At 43.2% G+C, this 15245-nt stretch carries 13 protein-coding genes; 6 read left to right on the top strand and 7 right to left on the bottom strand.

Features of this window, described 5'->3' with window-relative positions; genetic code table 11:
• Positions 1 to 59: 59 nt before the first annotated feature.
• The 7 genes from porM to BW980_RS04025 form a co-directional block, all read right to left on the bottom strand.
• Entirely contained in the window at positions 60 to 1619 is a 1560-nt protein-coding gene (porM, locus tag BW980_RS04055) for a type IX secretion system motor protein PorM/GldM (RefSeq protein ID WP_076453624.1), read from the bottom strand.
• Positions 1620 to 1675: 56 nt separating this feature from the next.
• On the bottom strand, positions 1676 to 2332 hold the full coding sequence (gene porL / locus BW980_RS04050) for a type IX secretion system motor protein PorL/GldL (RefSeq protein WP_013992516.1): 657 nt from the start codon (positions 2330 to 2332) through the stop codon (positions 1676 to 1678).
• Between the two features lie 145 nt (positions 2333 to 2477).
• Positions 2478 to 3833: a T9SS ring complex lipoprotein PorK/GldK gene (gene porK / locus BW980_RS04045; RefSeq protein WP_076453623.1), complete on the bottom strand. Its 1356-nt coding sequence runs from the start codon at positions 3831 to 3833 to the stop codon at positions 2478 to 2480.
• A gap of 123 nt (positions 3834 to 3956) precedes the next feature.
• Complete coding sequence (locus BW980_RS04040; protein ID WP_076453622.1) at positions 3957 to 5114, bottom strand: formimidoylglutamase; 1158 nt, start codon at positions 5112 to 5114, stop codon at positions 3957 to 3959.
• A gap of 111 nt (positions 5115 to 5225) precedes the next feature.
• Positions 5226 to 7718 carry a type I DNA topoisomerase gene (gene topA / locus BW980_RS04035; RefSeq protein ID WP_076453621.1) on the bottom strand — a complete coding sequence of 831 codons (2493 nt, stop codon included), beginning with the start codon at positions 7716 to 7718 and terminating at the stop codon, positions 5226 to 5228.
• 121 nt (positions 7719 to 7839) lie between these two features.
• The gene (locus BW980_RS04030) at positions 7840 to 9138 is read right to left on the bottom strand and encodes an LVIVD repeat-containing protein (RefSeq protein WP_076453620.1); all 1299 of its coding nucleotides are present in this window, start codon (positions 9136 to 9138) and stop codon (positions 7840 to 7842) included.
• A 113-nt stretch (positions 9139 to 9251) separates the two neighbouring features.
• Entirely contained in the window at positions 9252 to 9980 is a 729-nt protein-coding gene (locus BW980_RS04025; protein WP_076453619.1) for a hypothetical protein, read from the bottom strand.
• A gap of 142 nt (positions 9981 to 10122) precedes the next feature.
• Here BW980_RS04025 and miaB point away from each other — a divergent pair, with 142 nt between their 5' ends.
• The 6 genes from miaB to BW980_RS03995 all read left to right on the top strand — a co-directional run bounded on the left by miaB (position 10123) and on the right by BW980_RS03995 (position 15210).
• Positions 10123 to 11568, top strand: a complete 1446-nt coding sequence (miaB, locus tag BW980_RS04020) for a tRNA (N6-isopentenyl adenosine(37)-C2)-methylthiotransferase MiaB (RefSeq protein WP_076453618.1) — start codon at positions 10123 to 10125, stop codon at positions 11566 to 11568.
• A 29-nt stretch (positions 11569 to 11597) separates the two neighbouring features.
• Positions 11598 to 12866, top strand: a complete 1269-nt coding sequence (locus BW980_RS04015; RefSeq protein ID WP_076453617.1) for a sigma-54 interaction domain-containing protein — start codon at positions 11598 to 11600, stop codon at positions 12864 to 12866.
• A 46-nt stretch (positions 12867 to 12912) separates the two neighbouring features.
• The gene (locus BW980_RS04010) at positions 12913 to 13431 is read left to right on the top strand and encodes an LptE family protein (RefSeq protein WP_013992524.1); all 519 of its coding nucleotides are present in this window, start codon (positions 12913 to 12915) and stop codon (positions 13429 to 13431) included.
• Between the two features lie 64 nt (positions 13432 to 13495).
• The gene (locus BW980_RS04005; RefSeq protein ID WP_076453616.1) at positions 13496 to 14416 is read left to right on the top strand and encodes a hypothetical protein; all 921 of its coding nucleotides are present in this window, start codon (positions 13496 to 13498) and stop codon (positions 14414 to 14416) included.
• 7 nt (positions 14417 to 14423) lie between these two features.
• Positions 14424 to 14786 (top strand): preprotein translocase subunit SecG, encoded by a 363-nt coding sequence (secG, locus tag BW980_RS04000; protein ID WP_013992526.1) that lies wholly within the window; start codon positions 14424 to 14426, stop codon positions 14784 to 14786.
• A 145-nt stretch (positions 14787 to 14931) separates the two neighbouring features.
• Positions 14932 to 15210 (top strand): co-chaperone GroES, encoded by a 279-nt coding sequence (locus BW980_RS03995; protein WP_013992527.1) that lies wholly within the window; start codon positions 14932 to 14934, stop codon positions 15208 to 15210.
• Positions 15211 to 15245: the final 35 nt, after the last annotated feature.

Genomic DNA, 15245 nt, shown 5'->3' with positions numbered 1-15245 from the left:
GTTTGTAAAATTTTAAATTACCGAGCGATCAAAAGACCGCTCGGTTTTACTAGTTGTTATTAGTTTGTTATCTCCACTACAACCGGAGATACTTTCTTCAATTTATAACTCTTGTTATTTGTAATGTAAGCTTGGATATCGAATATCTGAACAGCGTCACCTCTTTTGGCTCTCTTAAGGGCCGACTTGGCATTAGCGTTCAATCTGTTTCCGTTTACGCTTACGGTAGGCTGACCAGGAACCTTGAACTTAAATCCGCTAACGGCAAGGTTCAAGTCAAAATCAAAGTCCTCTAACATTGCACCGATAGTGGCGATTTCCATGTTAGCCCTAGGCATTTTAGCACTACCTGTCTGCTTACTTACAGAACCGGCAGGTCTTGGAATATCCTTAATTCTGAACTCAGATTTAGAAGATACGGTCTGACCATCGGGCAATTTACCGGATGCGGTAATCGTAACCGTTCTACCTTTACCAGGGTTCATAACATACTTGCTACCACCTACGGATTTCAAACCAGGCGCAGAAGCGTTAACTTTGTTATTAGGTATACCCGGTATAGAAATACTCATTGGGTTAGCTACACCACGATAAACAACGTTCATCTTATCGGCAGCGATCAAAGCAGCATTAGGCTTGCTAATGGTAGCAAAACTATTCTTAACCGGTACGGGAATCTCTTCGCCATCTTGCTTAAAGTACAATGTACCTTCTACAACGTGATCACCTGCAGCACCTGCACCGATCAACATTTTAACACCACCGGCCTCTAATTTATAGTCGGTACCTTCAGAAAGTTTTCTTCCATCAAGGGTCAACTCGGCTTTAACTGGTGTAGAAGAATTATCGGTTTTACTAATGATAATCTTACCGTCGTACTTCTCACCGGCATAAAAGGCAGACTTACTAGCCTGTAGCGATGTTGCAAAATTCTTAAGTGATACTTGGCTGGTCAACTCACCTTCCAACATTCTTTTCAGAGCGTCTTCCTCAGTGGCCTTAACGTCTGCTTGAAGCGCAGTAATCTTGGCTAAAGAAGCTACTAAAGGATATCCTTCGTAGTGGTAATTGATCCAATCTTGTTTTGTACCGTCCCTTTTTACTTCCTGACCATTTTCATCACCGGTCTTGAAGCGGACATTTACAGATTCTTTCAAATCTTTTGGTACGATAGCCGCAACTTGTGTACGGTAATCATTGATTCTTTTCATGAACTCCTTTCCTCCTTCGGAAAGATTATCGCCTTGAAAGAATTTTTGATCTAAGAAATCGGAATTGTCCATTCGTGCATAATCTTTTGCATCTTCCAGACCTTCTGTCATTCCCTGTTTAAGACCCTCAAGATAGTCGTAATAATCTTGCGACAATTGCTTGATTTTTTGGGCATCTTGATAAAGCTTTCCGTATTTCTCCGAATCTTCGGAAGCTTTAGTTTCTAGACCGTCTAAGAAAGCTAGGTTACTTTCTGTGGTCTTCGCGTTAGAAGCCTCCATCTTTTCGTTCATAATACCGAAAGCTGCAAGTACTTCTTTACTCATGTTTAACGCCAGCATAGCGATGAAGATCAAATACATAAGATTGATCATCTTCTGACGTGGTGTTGCTTTTCCTCCTGCCATGTTTTTTTCTAATTAGATTTGATTAATTGTTCGATTTGGGGTTAACTAATCTCTAATTAGTTTCTGTTCATTGCAGTCAACATACCTCCGTAGACTCCGTTCAAAGAAGAAAGGTTGGTAGCCAATGACTCCATTTGATCTTTAAGGGCAGATGCATTTTGTACAACTTCTTCGTTTACCGAAGCTTGTTTGCTAGCGCTCTCCAACTGTACTTTGTACAAGCTGTTCAAAGACTCCATCTGAGCTGCGGCCTGAACCATTTCCTCAGAATATTTTCTTGTAGACTCCATAGCATCAACCGTTGGGGCAATACCTTTGGCAGCACCTTCAAAGTTGCGGATACTAGAACCAAGGCTCTCCATTAAGCTGGCATCGACACCGGCTTCTTTTAGCAAGTTGTCCAATTTAGCGGACAATGAAGCTTCAGCTTCCTTGATTTCCTGGGCTTCGTTACTTCTAGCAACTCCTGAAGAAGCACCGCCGGCCAATTCTGGATATACTAAAGACCAATCGTACTCGTCATCTACAGGCTCAAATGCACTAATGGCAAAAATAAGAGCTTCAGTGATAAGACCTATCGCCAAAAGAAGACCACCTGTTAAAGGTCCGAATTCCCAGTGAAGTATCTTGAATAACGCACCAATAATTACTACCGACGCTCCAAGACCGTAGGCCATGTTGAATAACTTTTTTGTTGATTTTGACTGTGCCATAATTTAAGATTTAATTTGAAATTTAATGTTAATAATAAAGATTTGGTTTACTGTTTGATTTGTTTTCGTCATCTCCAATGGCTTGAAGAATCAGAGGGTGTATTTGTATTTGTGTATTTGAAATAAACTATAAAACGTAGGTGTTCTATTGTGTTGAATCTTCTTCTCCCATGTAATCCTGTACCGTTCTGAAACCGATGTAACTACGTGCCGAATCGGCATATTCGTAATCTCTTGTACTTACCTGTAGGAAGTAAGCAACATCTTTCCAAGAACCACCTCGTATTACTTTTCTAGCATTTGCCCCGTCGCCACCGTTAGGGTTCATTGTAGAAACGAATTCGTAAGATGATGGATCATAGCTGGAGTTGGTCCATTCAGACACGTTACCGGCCATGTTGTAAAGGTTGAAGTCATTAGGCTCATATGATTTCGCTTCTACAGTATATAAAGCTGCATCGGCCGCATAATCGCCTCGTTGTGGTTTAAAGTTTGCCATAAAACAACCTGTATCGCTTATCACGTAAGGTCCGCCCCATGGGTAGGTTCCTCCTTCGATACCACCTCTGGCAGCATATTCCCATTCAGCTTCGGTAGGTAACCTGAACTGGTTTACAAATTGCTTGCCTTTACTTTTTTGATCATCGTTCTTGAACTTGGTCCTCCAGTTACAGAAGGCCCTGGCTTGCTGCCAAGACACACCCACTACAGGATACTCGCTGTACGCATCGTGCCAAAAATAATCGTTGTGCATCGGCTCATTGTACGAGTATTCAAAATCACGGATCCAAACGGTTGTATCCGGATAGATTTCAAGTTCTTCCTGACGGATAAAATCTTTTCTGCTTCCGGTTCTGGAACGGGCGGCAGCTTCGATATCCATCCAGCTGTACTTGTACTTCAATTTGGTTACATCGATAGTACGCTGACCGTTATACGATTCCTCCTCGGGAATGTACAAGGAATCCATAACCTCGGTATAATACTCATCTGGGTACTCAGAGATATCCCAGATCAAATCTTCTTCTTTGTTCAAAGCGCGACCTTCAAAACCAGTTTCGCCCATGCCGGCATAATTATCCAACATGTACTTGTCGTAAGCTGAAAGTTTCGTTGTGTCCGCATCCTTGAACGCATACTCACCAATACCTCCGTCTTCCGGCCCCAAACCTAGTTCATCGGCCAATATGGCCAATCGTGTCCTGGTAATGGAATCCTGCACCCATTCTACGAACTGACGATACTCGCTGTTCGTAATCTCGGTATCATCCATGTAGAACGATCTGACCGTAACGGTCTTTGTTGGTGCGTTCAGAACTTTAGCCTGGTCTTCTTCGGTTTTACCCATGATAAAGGAACCTCTTGGAATGAGCTCCATACCATAAGGTTTCTCAGGGTACCATTTCTTTCCTTGGACCCCGACTAGCTCTCCTTTGGTTTTTGACCCGCAACTGCTGAGCAAAAAAACAAACGCTATAGATGATAACAATAGCTTTTTCATACTTTAGGTTAAATTTCGATTCTGGTTACTAACTGCAAATACTATGATTTAATTCTACACTCTAAAACTGTGATTTGATCAAATTATTGTATTGAAGGCAATTATACTATATTTTTTTTCAACTCAATTAAAACCTTTTTTATAGGCCTTGAACCACCGCTCAGGAATGTTTTGGTCGCATGCTTCCAGATAGTCCTTTTTGGTGCATGGTAATAACGCCACTGAATTTGATTTAGTATGCGGCGTCAAAATAGAAGGGACCTCCACCCACCACCTATCGGTCAGGTGACTCTTGTGAAAGGTAAGCTCCTCGGTGTCTGTTGGAACAATATACTTGGTAAAGTTTTCACTACTCTCAAATGGAGATTCGTTTCTTCGGAAATTATAACCTTCGATGAAATACCAAATTATCTGGGCCATCAGCTGACACGATTGATTGGTATTCTCCATTTCATAGAGCCCAAATATGCTTACTTTATCACTTATTCCCGCATATCTGGCAATGGCACATATCTCGCGTCCGGTAAAACCGTTGGGCGAAAAATTATCGGACAACCCTATTTCACTTGCCCTTACGGCACGGGCATCCATACTGATCATATGGGCGTTGCGCAGCACCGGCTCCGCCAAGGAAATATCGGACCCTAGTTCACCCAAGCGATAGGCATCAAAAAACAAACGCTCCATCAGATCGATCTCTTCTTGCGCGTTAAAATAGCTCTGATAGCCGATATTGGAGAAGTTGAAAAGGTTATTGGGCTTGTCGGTAATGATCTTGCTCATGTACGAATGCGAGGAAATCAGCTCATCGTCCATTCCAAAATCGAACCTACTGTCTACCGCCACAAGATTGACCAAGTCGATAATACCGTCGAACGATCGGTAAGCCGGGTAGGTAATGTCTTGGGTCGCCCCTATTACTATAGGTATGATTTTCTTCTCTAGAAGGGCCGCCAAGGTATTCTTTACCACAAAATACGTATCCTCTACCGTTGCACCTTCCTCAATATCGCCCATATCGGCCAATTTTGAATCCCAGTTGCCCAACAACAACTTGTACAATTGGACCCGTATAGCCGAGACATCTAGTTTTTCGGTCTTCTTTTCAAAAGCGTTTCTCGATTCTTTCACGCCTAGAATGGCAATAGACACCCCCTCGAGGTCGGGAATACCGTCCCTTTTGGTGTGCAACCTTGTGTGCTTGCCCAAAGACTGGGCCGCAAATAGTTCACAGTGGGCAATTACTTTATCTTCTACTGGAACCAAAAAATCAAATGCCATTTATCTTGAAAGATTATTTGTGTTTAAATCATAGAGACGCATATAATGCGCCTCCGTTTTTTCATTTTCTTCTATAAAATCCGCCCTAAGGGACGAAACTATCGGCACAAGCTATTTCTTTTTGGCCTTGGGCTTGGCCTTTGCTTTTTTCTTCGGCGTTTTCTGTTCGATCATTTTTTTGGCCTCGTCCAAAGACATCTTGGCCGCATCAACGGTCTTGGCAAGCTCTACCTTTACCTTACCTTTTATTATATTGTGCCTGCCCCAACGTGCCTTTTCGATACGGATACCTTCTTCAGGCCAGTTTTGCACTACCTTATCGATTTCTTTCTGCTTTTTAGCTTCGATCAACTCAATAAGGTCTTCATTCGAAAGGTTGTCGAAATCATATTTCTTGTTGACGTTGATAAACATACCGTCCCATTTGATAAAAGGCCCGAACCTTCCGGTTCCCTTAGTGACCTCCTTACCTTCATAGGTATAGATGGGGGCATCGGCCTTTTGCTTTTGCTTAATCAACTCGACCGCACGGTCAAAGTTTACGTCAAAGGCGCTCTCTCCCGCTTCCAGGGACACGAATTTCTTCCCAAAACGCACATAAGGTCCAAACCTACCTACATTCGCCTCGATTTCCTCTCCTTCATAAACCCCTAACTTTCGCGGAAGCTTGAACAACTCCATTGCCTCTTCGTAAGTTATAGTGGTCAAGGACTGTTCGGGCAAAAGGCTTGCAAACTTGGGTTTTTCCTCATCATCAACGGTACCCATTTGAACCATAGGCCCAAAACGGCCCAAACGAACGGACACTTGACGGCCCGTTTTAGGGTCTTCGCCTAAAATACGTTCGCCACTGGCTCGATCGGCATTTTCTTGCACATCGAGCACATTCGGATGGAAATCTTTGTAAAAATCCCTCATCACCTTCTGCCAATCTTCTTCCCCCTCGGCGATCTCATCAAAATCTTCCTCTACCTTGGCGGTAAAATTGTAATCAAGTATAGTGGCAAAATGACTTACCAAAAAGTCGTTTACGATCATACCGATATCGGTAGGCACCAGCTTACCTTTGTCGGAACCGACCATTTCAGAAAGTTTTTTCTCTTTTACGGCACCAGCTTCCAAAAGCAACTGCACATAATTTCGTTCCGTACCCTCAACCGTTCCTTTTTCTACATAGCCCCTATTTTGAATAGTGGAAATGGTCGGCGCGTATGTAGACGGTCGGCCAATACCCAGTTCTTCGAGCTTTTTCACCAAAGATGCTTCGGTAAAGCGGTATGGCGGTCTTGAAAAACGCTCGGTCGCGGTAATATAATTGTTCTTTAAGGCTTCGCCCACTTTCATGGCAGGAAGCATTCCTTCTTGCTCTTCGGCCACATCTTCTTCATCAAGGCCCTCCATATACACCTTAAGGAAACCATCGAACTTAATGACCTCCCCATTGGCCGTAAATAGCTCTGAATGGGTACTTGCCTTAATTTTTACGTTCGTACGTTCCAATTGGGCATCGCTCATCTGCGAGGCTATGGTACGCTTCCAAATCAATTCGTATAATTTGGACTGGTCGCGCTCAAGTGATGGCGACTGATTGGTTATATCGGTGGGTCGAATGGCCTCGTGAGCCTCTTGTGCCCCTTTTGACTTCCCTTTAAAGTTACGGACGGTACTGTATTTTTCGCCGTAGTTACCTATAATGGCGTCTTTGGCCGCGGCTATGGCTTCCCCCGAAAGGTTCACACTATCCGTTCTCATATAGGTAATAAGCCCCGCCTCATACAGACGTTGCGCCACTTGCATTGTTCTCCCTACCGAAAAATAGAGCTTTCTTGCTGCTTCCTGTTGTAAGGTAGAGGTGGTAAAAGGTGCGGATGGCGACTTTTTTGCCGGTTTTTTATCTAGGTTTCCAACTGAAAAATCAGCCCCTATGTTTTCGTTCAAAAAGGCCTGCGCCTCTTCTTTTGTAGGGAAGGTTTTGTTCAATTTCGCCGTAAACACACTACCTTCAAGGGTCTTGAACTCTGCCGACACCCTAAAGGATGCTTGTGCGGTAAAGGATTCTATATCCCTTTCCCGTTCCACTATAAGGCGAACAGCAACGGATTGTACCCTACCGGCCGAAAGTCCCGGTTTAATCTTTTTCCACAATACGGGAGAAAGCTCATACCCCACCAGACGGTCTAAAACCCTTCTGGCCTGTTGGGCATTGACCAAGTTATAATTGATCTCTCGTGGATTTTCTATCGCTTTCTGTATGGCAGACTTGGTAATGGAGTTAAAGACAATACGTTTGGTCTTGTTTTTATCTAGCCCCAAAGTTTCCGCTAAATGCCACGAAATGGCCTCCCCCTCGCGGTCTTCATCACTTGCGAGCCATATCGTTTCCGCTTTCTTGGCCAAATCCCCAAGTTTTTTCACCAAGGCTTTCTTGTCTTTATCGACAATATATTTGGGCTCAAAATCATTCTCGACATCTACCCCTAGTTCTTTGGAAGGTAAATCGGCAATATGTCCGAAACTGGACTCTACCTTATAATCCTTTCCTAAAAACTTTTCTATCGTTTTTGCCTTTGCAGGTGACTCTACTATTACTAAATTCTTAGCCATTCATGGTTTGTTTGATAAAACAAAAGTAATTGATTTTTTTTATTAGCTACCATACCTTATATAATAGGCATAAAAAAAACACCCCGTAAATAGGGGTGTTTCAAATTCATTTATAACAAATCTACTTCAAATCGAAGGTACTCAACAAGCGAATACTATCGTTCAAATACACATATTGATACAGCACTTTATCTCCTATCATCAGCAGGGATTTCTCTAGAGGAATCACATCATAGGTCACAATATCCTTAAAGTGACTTATTAATTTTAAATCATTGACATCGGTCTTGTCGTACACCTTTAGGCCATCATCCCCATCACAAACAAAAAGCAAACTATCTTTAAAACCTATACCATAAGGACCTTCCAATGGATAAAATCTCTCCAGTTCAGGACTCGTCAAATTTGAAACATCAACGATATAGAGTCCGCTCTCGGTGTTCCCACAGGAGTTTTCGCCCCTTAGGGTAACGAAGGCATAATCGCCATCGACCACTACCGGGTCACAGGCCGTGCCATGGACAAATTCTGAAACGTACTTCGGTTTATCAGGCGATGAGATATCGTAGATATACATACCTTGGGCACCTCCTACAAACAATATATCCCCTTGATTGTATATGGTCTCGATCGCCCCGTTGACATAGACATCGTCTAAAGTCTTGGGGTCACTTAAATCGGAAATATCAAAAACACTGATACTAGACCACTCTACGGCATACAGATAATCGTCTACGATCTTAAACCGCGCCAATGACCCGCCTTGCCCCGTATCTGAGCTACTAGGTGTCGCCGATTCGGAACTAGTATTACTAAGGGCGATATCGATATTGGGATCACCCACCCCGTATTTATCTTGAAGCTCTTCTTCCGAAAGGCGTTGCGACTTTACTTCCCAACCAACGATAGCTTCCTTACTGGCATCGAAACCCTCATAATCATAGAAATCGGCCTGTGGCCAATCTACATCAAAACCTACGGTACACCAAAATTGCTGGTAGATGGCCCCTTCCATTCGCTTCACCATCTTAATTGCATTGATATCCGAAATATCCATAATAACCAAATCGCCATAACTATCGGCATATAGGTGGTCATTTTTAATGGAGATATCATAATTCCCCTCCAACTTGATAAACGAAATGGCATGCGGGCTTACGGGATTACTGTTATCGATTACGTGAAAGCCCCGATTTACATCGTTAACGAAAACATAATCTTTATAGGCGTAAATCTTACCCGATTCTTTGATGGGTATGGGCTCGGTAACCGCAACGGCCTCCTCCTTAAATTCTTTTAAATCGGCAGTAATGGGCGTTGCCACAAGATACTCGCCCCCTTGGGCATCGTCTTTATCATCGGTACAGCCGACAAAGGCCAGCACAGCAATTACCCACATTAAACCTAAGGTCTTTTTCATAGTTTTTGGTTTGACTGATTGAGAAACGGTCGATACCCTACCGACCTATCTACCAAATAGATGCACCAAGCCATGTAACGTTGCGTTCCTTCCCTAAAAGTTACATCGATAGACTAGACCCCATCTGTGAAACCGACACCGTTTTTATACATATAATAGGTAGGGACCTTAGAGAACATGGCGGTAAAGAATATCCCCACCCCACAGAGCACAATACCAAGCTCGGCCATTATACCCGAAAGAATGATCAACCCGAAAATAATGAACCAATTCTTGTTGCCCAGTTTAAAGCAAGCCTTTAATATATCTATCGATGACAATTCTTCGTTAAAGGCAAAAAATGCCGGTAACAGGGACAGGGGCACCATGGCATATATCAAACCAACACCACAAAGCAACATTCCCGCTATGGCCACCAACAACATTAAAAGTCCCAGCCCCAAACTCTTCTTCCACCTGCCATTTTTCAGGTAATAAAAATAATCCTCGGGCTCTGAAATCCCTAGGTCTTTCATCCTACAAATTCTCATAAAGGCCGCATTAAGGGCCACGGATATGGTCATAACCCCCAAAATCAACACAGGTACCATAAGAGACATGGCCAAACCTATTACAGGCGCCATCAAATCACTTTCGAACGTAGCGGGATTACTGACCCCTAGTACAACAAAGGGAACATAAAAAATCAGGTAAAGAGGAATCATTAGCACCAAAGTCAACAAAATCGTTATAAACCCCTGCAACCATACTTTTTTAAAAAGCTCAATAGAGCTACTAAATACGGTGCCAAAATCAAGGATATGGTTCTGTTCTATTTTTTCGGTAAGCTGGTTCAAGGTCATAATTTTAAGTTTTCGCCTAAGATAAAAAGATCTTCGCACGAGTACAGTTGTAAAATAATATTAAAATTCACTGTCAATTTGTCATAAACTTGTATTAAGCCCTATATTTGCTGCCCGTTATATTAGAAAGGTAAGCTTAGATATGGAGAAAATAATAGACGAATCGCTTCAGGGAACTACCCTGACCATTGAAGATAAAAACGCCAATAGCAAAAAACTCTATATTGAAAGCTATGGGTGTCAGATGAATTTTTCAGATAGTGAAATCGTCGCATCGATATTGGCCAACGAAGGTTTCAATACCACACAAAACCTAAAGGAGGCCGATTTGGTATTGGTAAACACCTGTTCGATACGCGAAAAGGCCGAACTTACCGTTCGCAAGCGATTGGAAAAATTCAATGCCATCAAGAAAAACAGGCCACATATGAAAGTAGGTGTACTGGGCTGTATGGCCGAACGCCTTAAACACCAATTTTTAGAGGAAGAAAAGATAGTGGACATGGTCGTAGGTCCCGATGCCTATAAAGACCTGCCCAATCTGATCCAAGAAATCGACGAAGGCCGTAGTGCCGTAAACGTCATTCTCTCCAAAGACGAAACCTATGGCGATGTTGCCCCGGTACGGCTCAACACTAACGGAGTAACCGCATTTGTATCGATTACAAGAGGCTGCGACAATATGTGTACGTTTTGCGTGGTTCCCTTTACCCGCGGCCGTGAACGTAGTCGTGACCCACAGTCTATCATAGACGAGGTCAACGACCTTTGGAGCAAAGGTTTTAAGGAAATTACCTTACTCGGACAAAACGTAGACAGCTACCTATGGTATGGGGGCGGTTTGAAAAAAGATTTCGAAAAAGCATCGGACATGCAAAAGGCCACCGCGGTAGACTTTTCACAATTGCTGGAAAGGGTAGCCTTGGCCCAGCCCAAAATGCGTATTCGATTTTCAACTTCGAACCCCCAGGATATGACCCTTGACGTCATACACACCATGGCCAAGTACGACAATATCTGCAACTACATCCACCTTCCGGTACAGAGTGGAAGCAATCGCATTTTAAAGGCCATGAACAGGCTACATACCCGTGAGGAATATTTTGAGCTTATAGACAACATTCGCAACATCATTCCCGATTGTGCCATTTCACAGGATATGATTACCGGCTTCCCTACGGAAACGGAAGAAGACCACAAAGACACCCTGTCATTGATGGAGTATGTAAAATACGATTACGGCTTCATGTTTGCCTATTCCGAAAGACCGGGAACATTGGCCGAACGCAAAATGGAAGATGACGTTCCCGAAGAAACCAAAAAAAGAAGGCTTTCCGAAATCATCGCCCTTCAAAGACAACATTGCCAAGAGCGCACCGAACAGCACCTTGGCAAGGTTCAGGAGGTTTTGATCGAAGGCACTTCCAAGAAATCGGACGAGCATTTCATGGGCCGAAACTCACAGAACACCGTTGCCGTTTTCCCTAAAGAAAATTATAAAGTAGGTGATTTTGTCATGGTACGAATGGACGATTGTACCTCTGCCACCCTCATTGGAGAGGCCGTGGGATATTCAGAAAACAACTAAATCCAACAGCCCACGAATTGCAGACTAAGATGGAAAACATACAAGCCATAAAACAACGATTTGAGCTTATCGGTAACGACCCCAAGCTCAACCGTGCCATAGAGAAAGCCATTCAAGTGGCCCCTACCGATATTTCCGTTTTGGTAACGGGCGAAAGTGGTGTGGGTAAAGAGGCCATTCCGAAAATCATCCATTCCCTTTCCCATAGAAAGCACGCAAAGTATATTGCGGTAAACTGTGGGGCCATACCCGAGGGCACGATCGACAGCGAACTCTTTGGACATGAAAAAGGAGCCTTTACCGGTGCCACCCAAACCCGAAGCGGTTATTTTGAAGTTGCCGACGGGGGTACGATCTTTTTGGACGAGGTGGGCGAATTGCCCCTAACCACCCAAGTAAGGTTACTTCGGGTTTTAGAAAACGGCGAATTCCTAAAAGTAGGGTCTTCCCAGGTTCAAAAGACCAATGTGCGTATTGTAGCCGCAACCAACGTGAATATGCTCGATGCCATAAAAAAGGAAAAATTCAGGGAAGACCTATATTATAGGTTGAGTACGGTCGAAATCAACATTCCTCCTTTGCGCGAGCGACAGGGCGACATTCATTTGCTTTTTAGAAAATTCGCATCCGATTTCGGACAGAAGTACAAAATGCCCACCATACGCCTCGACGACGATGCCGTAGAGCTTTTATTAAAATACCGCTGGCCCGGAAACATCCGTCAGCTAAGAAACATAGCCGAACAGATTTCGGTACTGGAAGAGAGCAGAAATGTATCATGGGAAACCCTCAACGGATATTTACCCAATGCCAATAGCTCAAACCTACCTGCGGTCATAGGCCAAAAAAAATCGGAAAGCGACTTTAGCAACGAAAGGGAAATTCTCTACAAGGTCTTGTTCGACATGAAAAGCGACCTTAACGACCTAAAGAAACTCACCTTGGAGCTGATGAAGAACAGCGATGGCGAAAAGGTACAAGAGGAAAACGAAGGCCTTATCAGAAAGATTTATGGCAACAACGGTGAAGAAGTCAAGGAAGACGAGCGCACCCCTTTAGAAGTACTACACTTACCCGAATCCCGCACGGAAAAGCACACGCCAAAGCCCGTGGTGGAAGACAAGTATCATTTTGCCGAAGAAATTCAAGAAGAAGAAACCTTATCTTTACAGGAAAAGGAAGTTGAACTTATAAAAAAATCACTGGAACGCAATCGCGGAAAACGCAAGGCGGCCGCTGCCGAACTTGGCATTTCCGAGCGCACCCTATACCGTAAAATAAAACAATACGACCTGTAACACCCCTAAAGCGATACAGTTTCAACCTTAATATTTAAACGAAACCTTGAAAAAAAACACATACACCATACTCTGTTTAGTTCTATGCTTAAGCCTAAGCGGCTGTGGCGTCTACAATTTTACGGGGGGCAACGTGGGTACCGCCACTACTTTTACGATACCCACCTTTCAGAACTACGCCACACAGAATCCTGGTTCTACTTTTGAGCCCGGACTCGAAAGAGACTTTACATTGGCACTTCAAGACCGTATCTTGAACCAGACCAGTCTTGACCTTACATCTTCCAATGGCGACCTGCTTTATGAAGGTGAAATTGTAGAGTTCCGCATATCGCCCATGAGTGCCACGGCCCAGCAGACCGCGGCCCAAAACCGCTTATCAATGGCTGTAAACGTCCGTTTCTACAATAAGACAAAAGAAGATGCCGATTTCGAACAACGTTTTTCATTTTTCTATGACTACCCGGCCAACTCACAACTCTCGGCGGTAAAGACGGAGGCCTTGGAAGTAATTTTTGAAAGAATCACCCAAGATATATTCAACGCCTCATTGGCCGATTGGTAAAGTTTTTTCGCTAGGCACAAAAAATCAAGAGCACGCTTATACCTTATATATAGTACCCTTAAAAATGAATGTACAAGACTTTACATACCTTTTACAGCACCCAGACAAGGTGGTCTCTCCGCTTCAGACCAAGCAACTGGAAGATGTGCTTGAAGAGTATCCGTACTTTCAAGCGGCACGGGCGCTACACTTAAAGGGCCTAAAAAACCTCAACAGTTTTAAATACAACAACGCCCTAAAGGTAACGGCGGCCTATACCACGGATCGCGACGTTCTTTTTGATTTTATTACTTCGGAAGAATTTTTACAAAACACCATTGCCGATAAAATTTTGGGTAAGACGATGGGCCTAGCCGACACCGAGACCATTTCGGAAGAAGTGGTTCCGGTCGAAAAGAGCGAAACCCCTATCCCACTAACATCGGCCGATGCCGAAAAACTCTTAGACCCTCAGCTCTTTCAATCAAAAGACCCCAAGATCGACGAGGAAATTGCGGAAGCGAAAAGAAATGCCTCCGAAAACCTGGAGCTTGGCGAACCCCTACCCTTTACCAAAAGGGAAAAATACTCCTTTGCCGAATGGTTACAGCTTACCACCTTTAAATCGGTAAACCGCGACACCGATAAAATTGAAGTGAAAAAAGAAACACCAACGTCTGCCAAGGAAGAGCCCAAGGCTATAGAATTTCCCTTAGAGGAAGAAATCTTAAAAAGGAAGAAATTCGAACTGATCGACAAGTTCATTGCCGACAACCCAAAAATCAAACCCAAAAAAGACGTTCAAAAGGTAGCCATTGAAACTTCGCTCACCCTTGACAAAAAGGAATTGATGACCGAAACCTTGGCTAAGGTTTATTTGGAACAAAAAAAATATAAAAAAGCAATTCAATCTTACAAAATTTTAAGTTTGAAATATCCGGAAAAAAGTGGTTTCTTTGCAGACCGAATAAAAGCGGTGGAAAAATTACAACAAGAAAACAAGTAAGGTAGCTATGAGTACGTTTACCATTTTTTTAATACTTATCATTATAGTTTGCTTTTTGCTGATATTGGTCATCATGGTTCAAAACCCTAAAGGTGGCGGACTATCATCTTCTTTTGGTGGTGGCGGCAGTCAAATCGTAGGCGGTGTAAAAAAGACAGGGGATTTTCTCGACAAGAGTACGTGGACGTTAGCCATACTACTGGTTGTTTTAATTCTAGCCTCTAATGTTGCCCTTAAAGGTAACTATAGCGACATGGATTCTAAACTCTTAAACGGAGACGGCATTGAGACCGTTGTTCCAGAAGCTCTACCGGAAACTGTGCCACAAGAGGCACCTGCACCGACAAGTAGTCCTGCCGACAGCTTATAAAAACATACATAATCATATACGAAAATGCCAGCTTAGTGACAAGCTGGCATTTTTGGTTTAACAATGTGTCAGTTTTCAGCTAATGGCATAATTTCTGCCCAATAGGAATTCGAGAATATAATTTTTCAAACTAAAAACTAAAAATATGGCAAAAGTAAACATTAAACCATTGGCAGATAGGGTTCTTATCGAACCTATGGCTGCTGAAACCAAAACAGCATCGGGTATCTACATTCCAGATACGGCTAAAGAAAAACCTCAACAAGGCAAAATTGTTGCCGTAGGGCCTGGCACCAAAGACGAAAAGGTGACAGTAAAAGTTGGCGATACTGTATTGTATGGTAAATATGCTGGCACAGAGCTTAAGCTTGAAGGCGTTGATTATCTTATGATGCGCGAAAGTGACGTTTTGGCCATTATCTAATTTTTTTGTCATTCCTGTTGTTAACCACAGGAATT

Origin of the sequence: Zobellia uliginosa, from assembly GCF_900156625.1 — a bacterium.
GTDB classification, from domain to species: domain Bacteria; phylum Bacteroidota; class Bacteroidia; order Flavobacteriales; family Flavobacteriaceae; genus Zobellia; species Zobellia uliginosa.
Note: the sequence above shows the minus strand (reverse complement) of the source record. Positions and strands in the feature narration are given on the sequence as shown.

What these genes read in the sequence shown, in the direction of transcription:
- BW980_RS04030 (WP_076453620.1), bottom strand. Translation starts at nt 9,138, where the DNA reads ATGAAAAAGACCTTAGGTTTAATGTGGGTAATTGCTGTGCTGGCCTTT.
- BW980_RS04005 (WP_076453616.1), top strand. Translation starts at nt 13,496, where the DNA reads ATGAATGTACAAGACTTTACATACCTTTTACAGCACCCAGACAAGGTG.
- BW980_RS03995 (WP_013992527.1), top strand. Translation starts at nt 14,932, where the DNA reads ATGGCAAAAGTAAACATTAAACCATTGGCAGATAGGGTTCTTATCGAA.
- BW980_RS04015 (WP_076453617.1), top strand. Translation starts at nt 11,598, where the DNA reads ATGGAAAACATACAAGCCATAAAACAACGATTTGAGCTTATCGGTAAC.
- porL (WP_013992516.1), bottom strand. Translation starts at nt 2,332, where the DNA reads ATGGCACAGTCAAAATCAACAAAAAAGTTATTCAACATGGCCTACGGT.
- porK (WP_076453623.1), bottom strand. Translation starts at nt 3,833, where the DNA reads ATGAAAAAGCTATTGTTATCATCTATAGCGTTTGTTTTTTTGCTCAGC.
- porM (WP_076453624.1), bottom strand. Translation starts at nt 1,619, where the DNA reads ATGGCAGGAGGAAAAGCAACACCACGTCAGAAGATGATCAATCTTATG.
- topA (WP_076453621.1), bottom strand. Translation starts at nt 7,718, where the DNA reads ATGGCTAAGAATTTAGTAATAGTAGAGTCACCTGCAAAGGCAAAAACG.
- secG (WP_013992526.1), top strand. Translation starts at nt 14,424, where the DNA reads ATGAGTACGTTTACCATTTTTTTAATACTTATCATTATAGTTTGCTTT.
- BW980_RS04025 (WP_076453619.1), bottom strand. Translation starts at nt 9,980, where the DNA reads ATGACCTTGAACCAGCTTACCGAAAAAATAGAACAGAACCATATCCTT.
- miaB (WP_076453618.1), top strand. Translation starts at nt 10,123, where the DNA reads ATGGAGAAAATAATAGACGAATCGCTTCAGGGAACTACCCTGACCATT.
- BW980_RS04040 (WP_076453622.1), bottom strand. Translation starts at nt 5,114, where the DNA reads ATGGCATTTGATTTTTTGGTTCCAGTAGAAGATAAAGTAATTGCCCAC.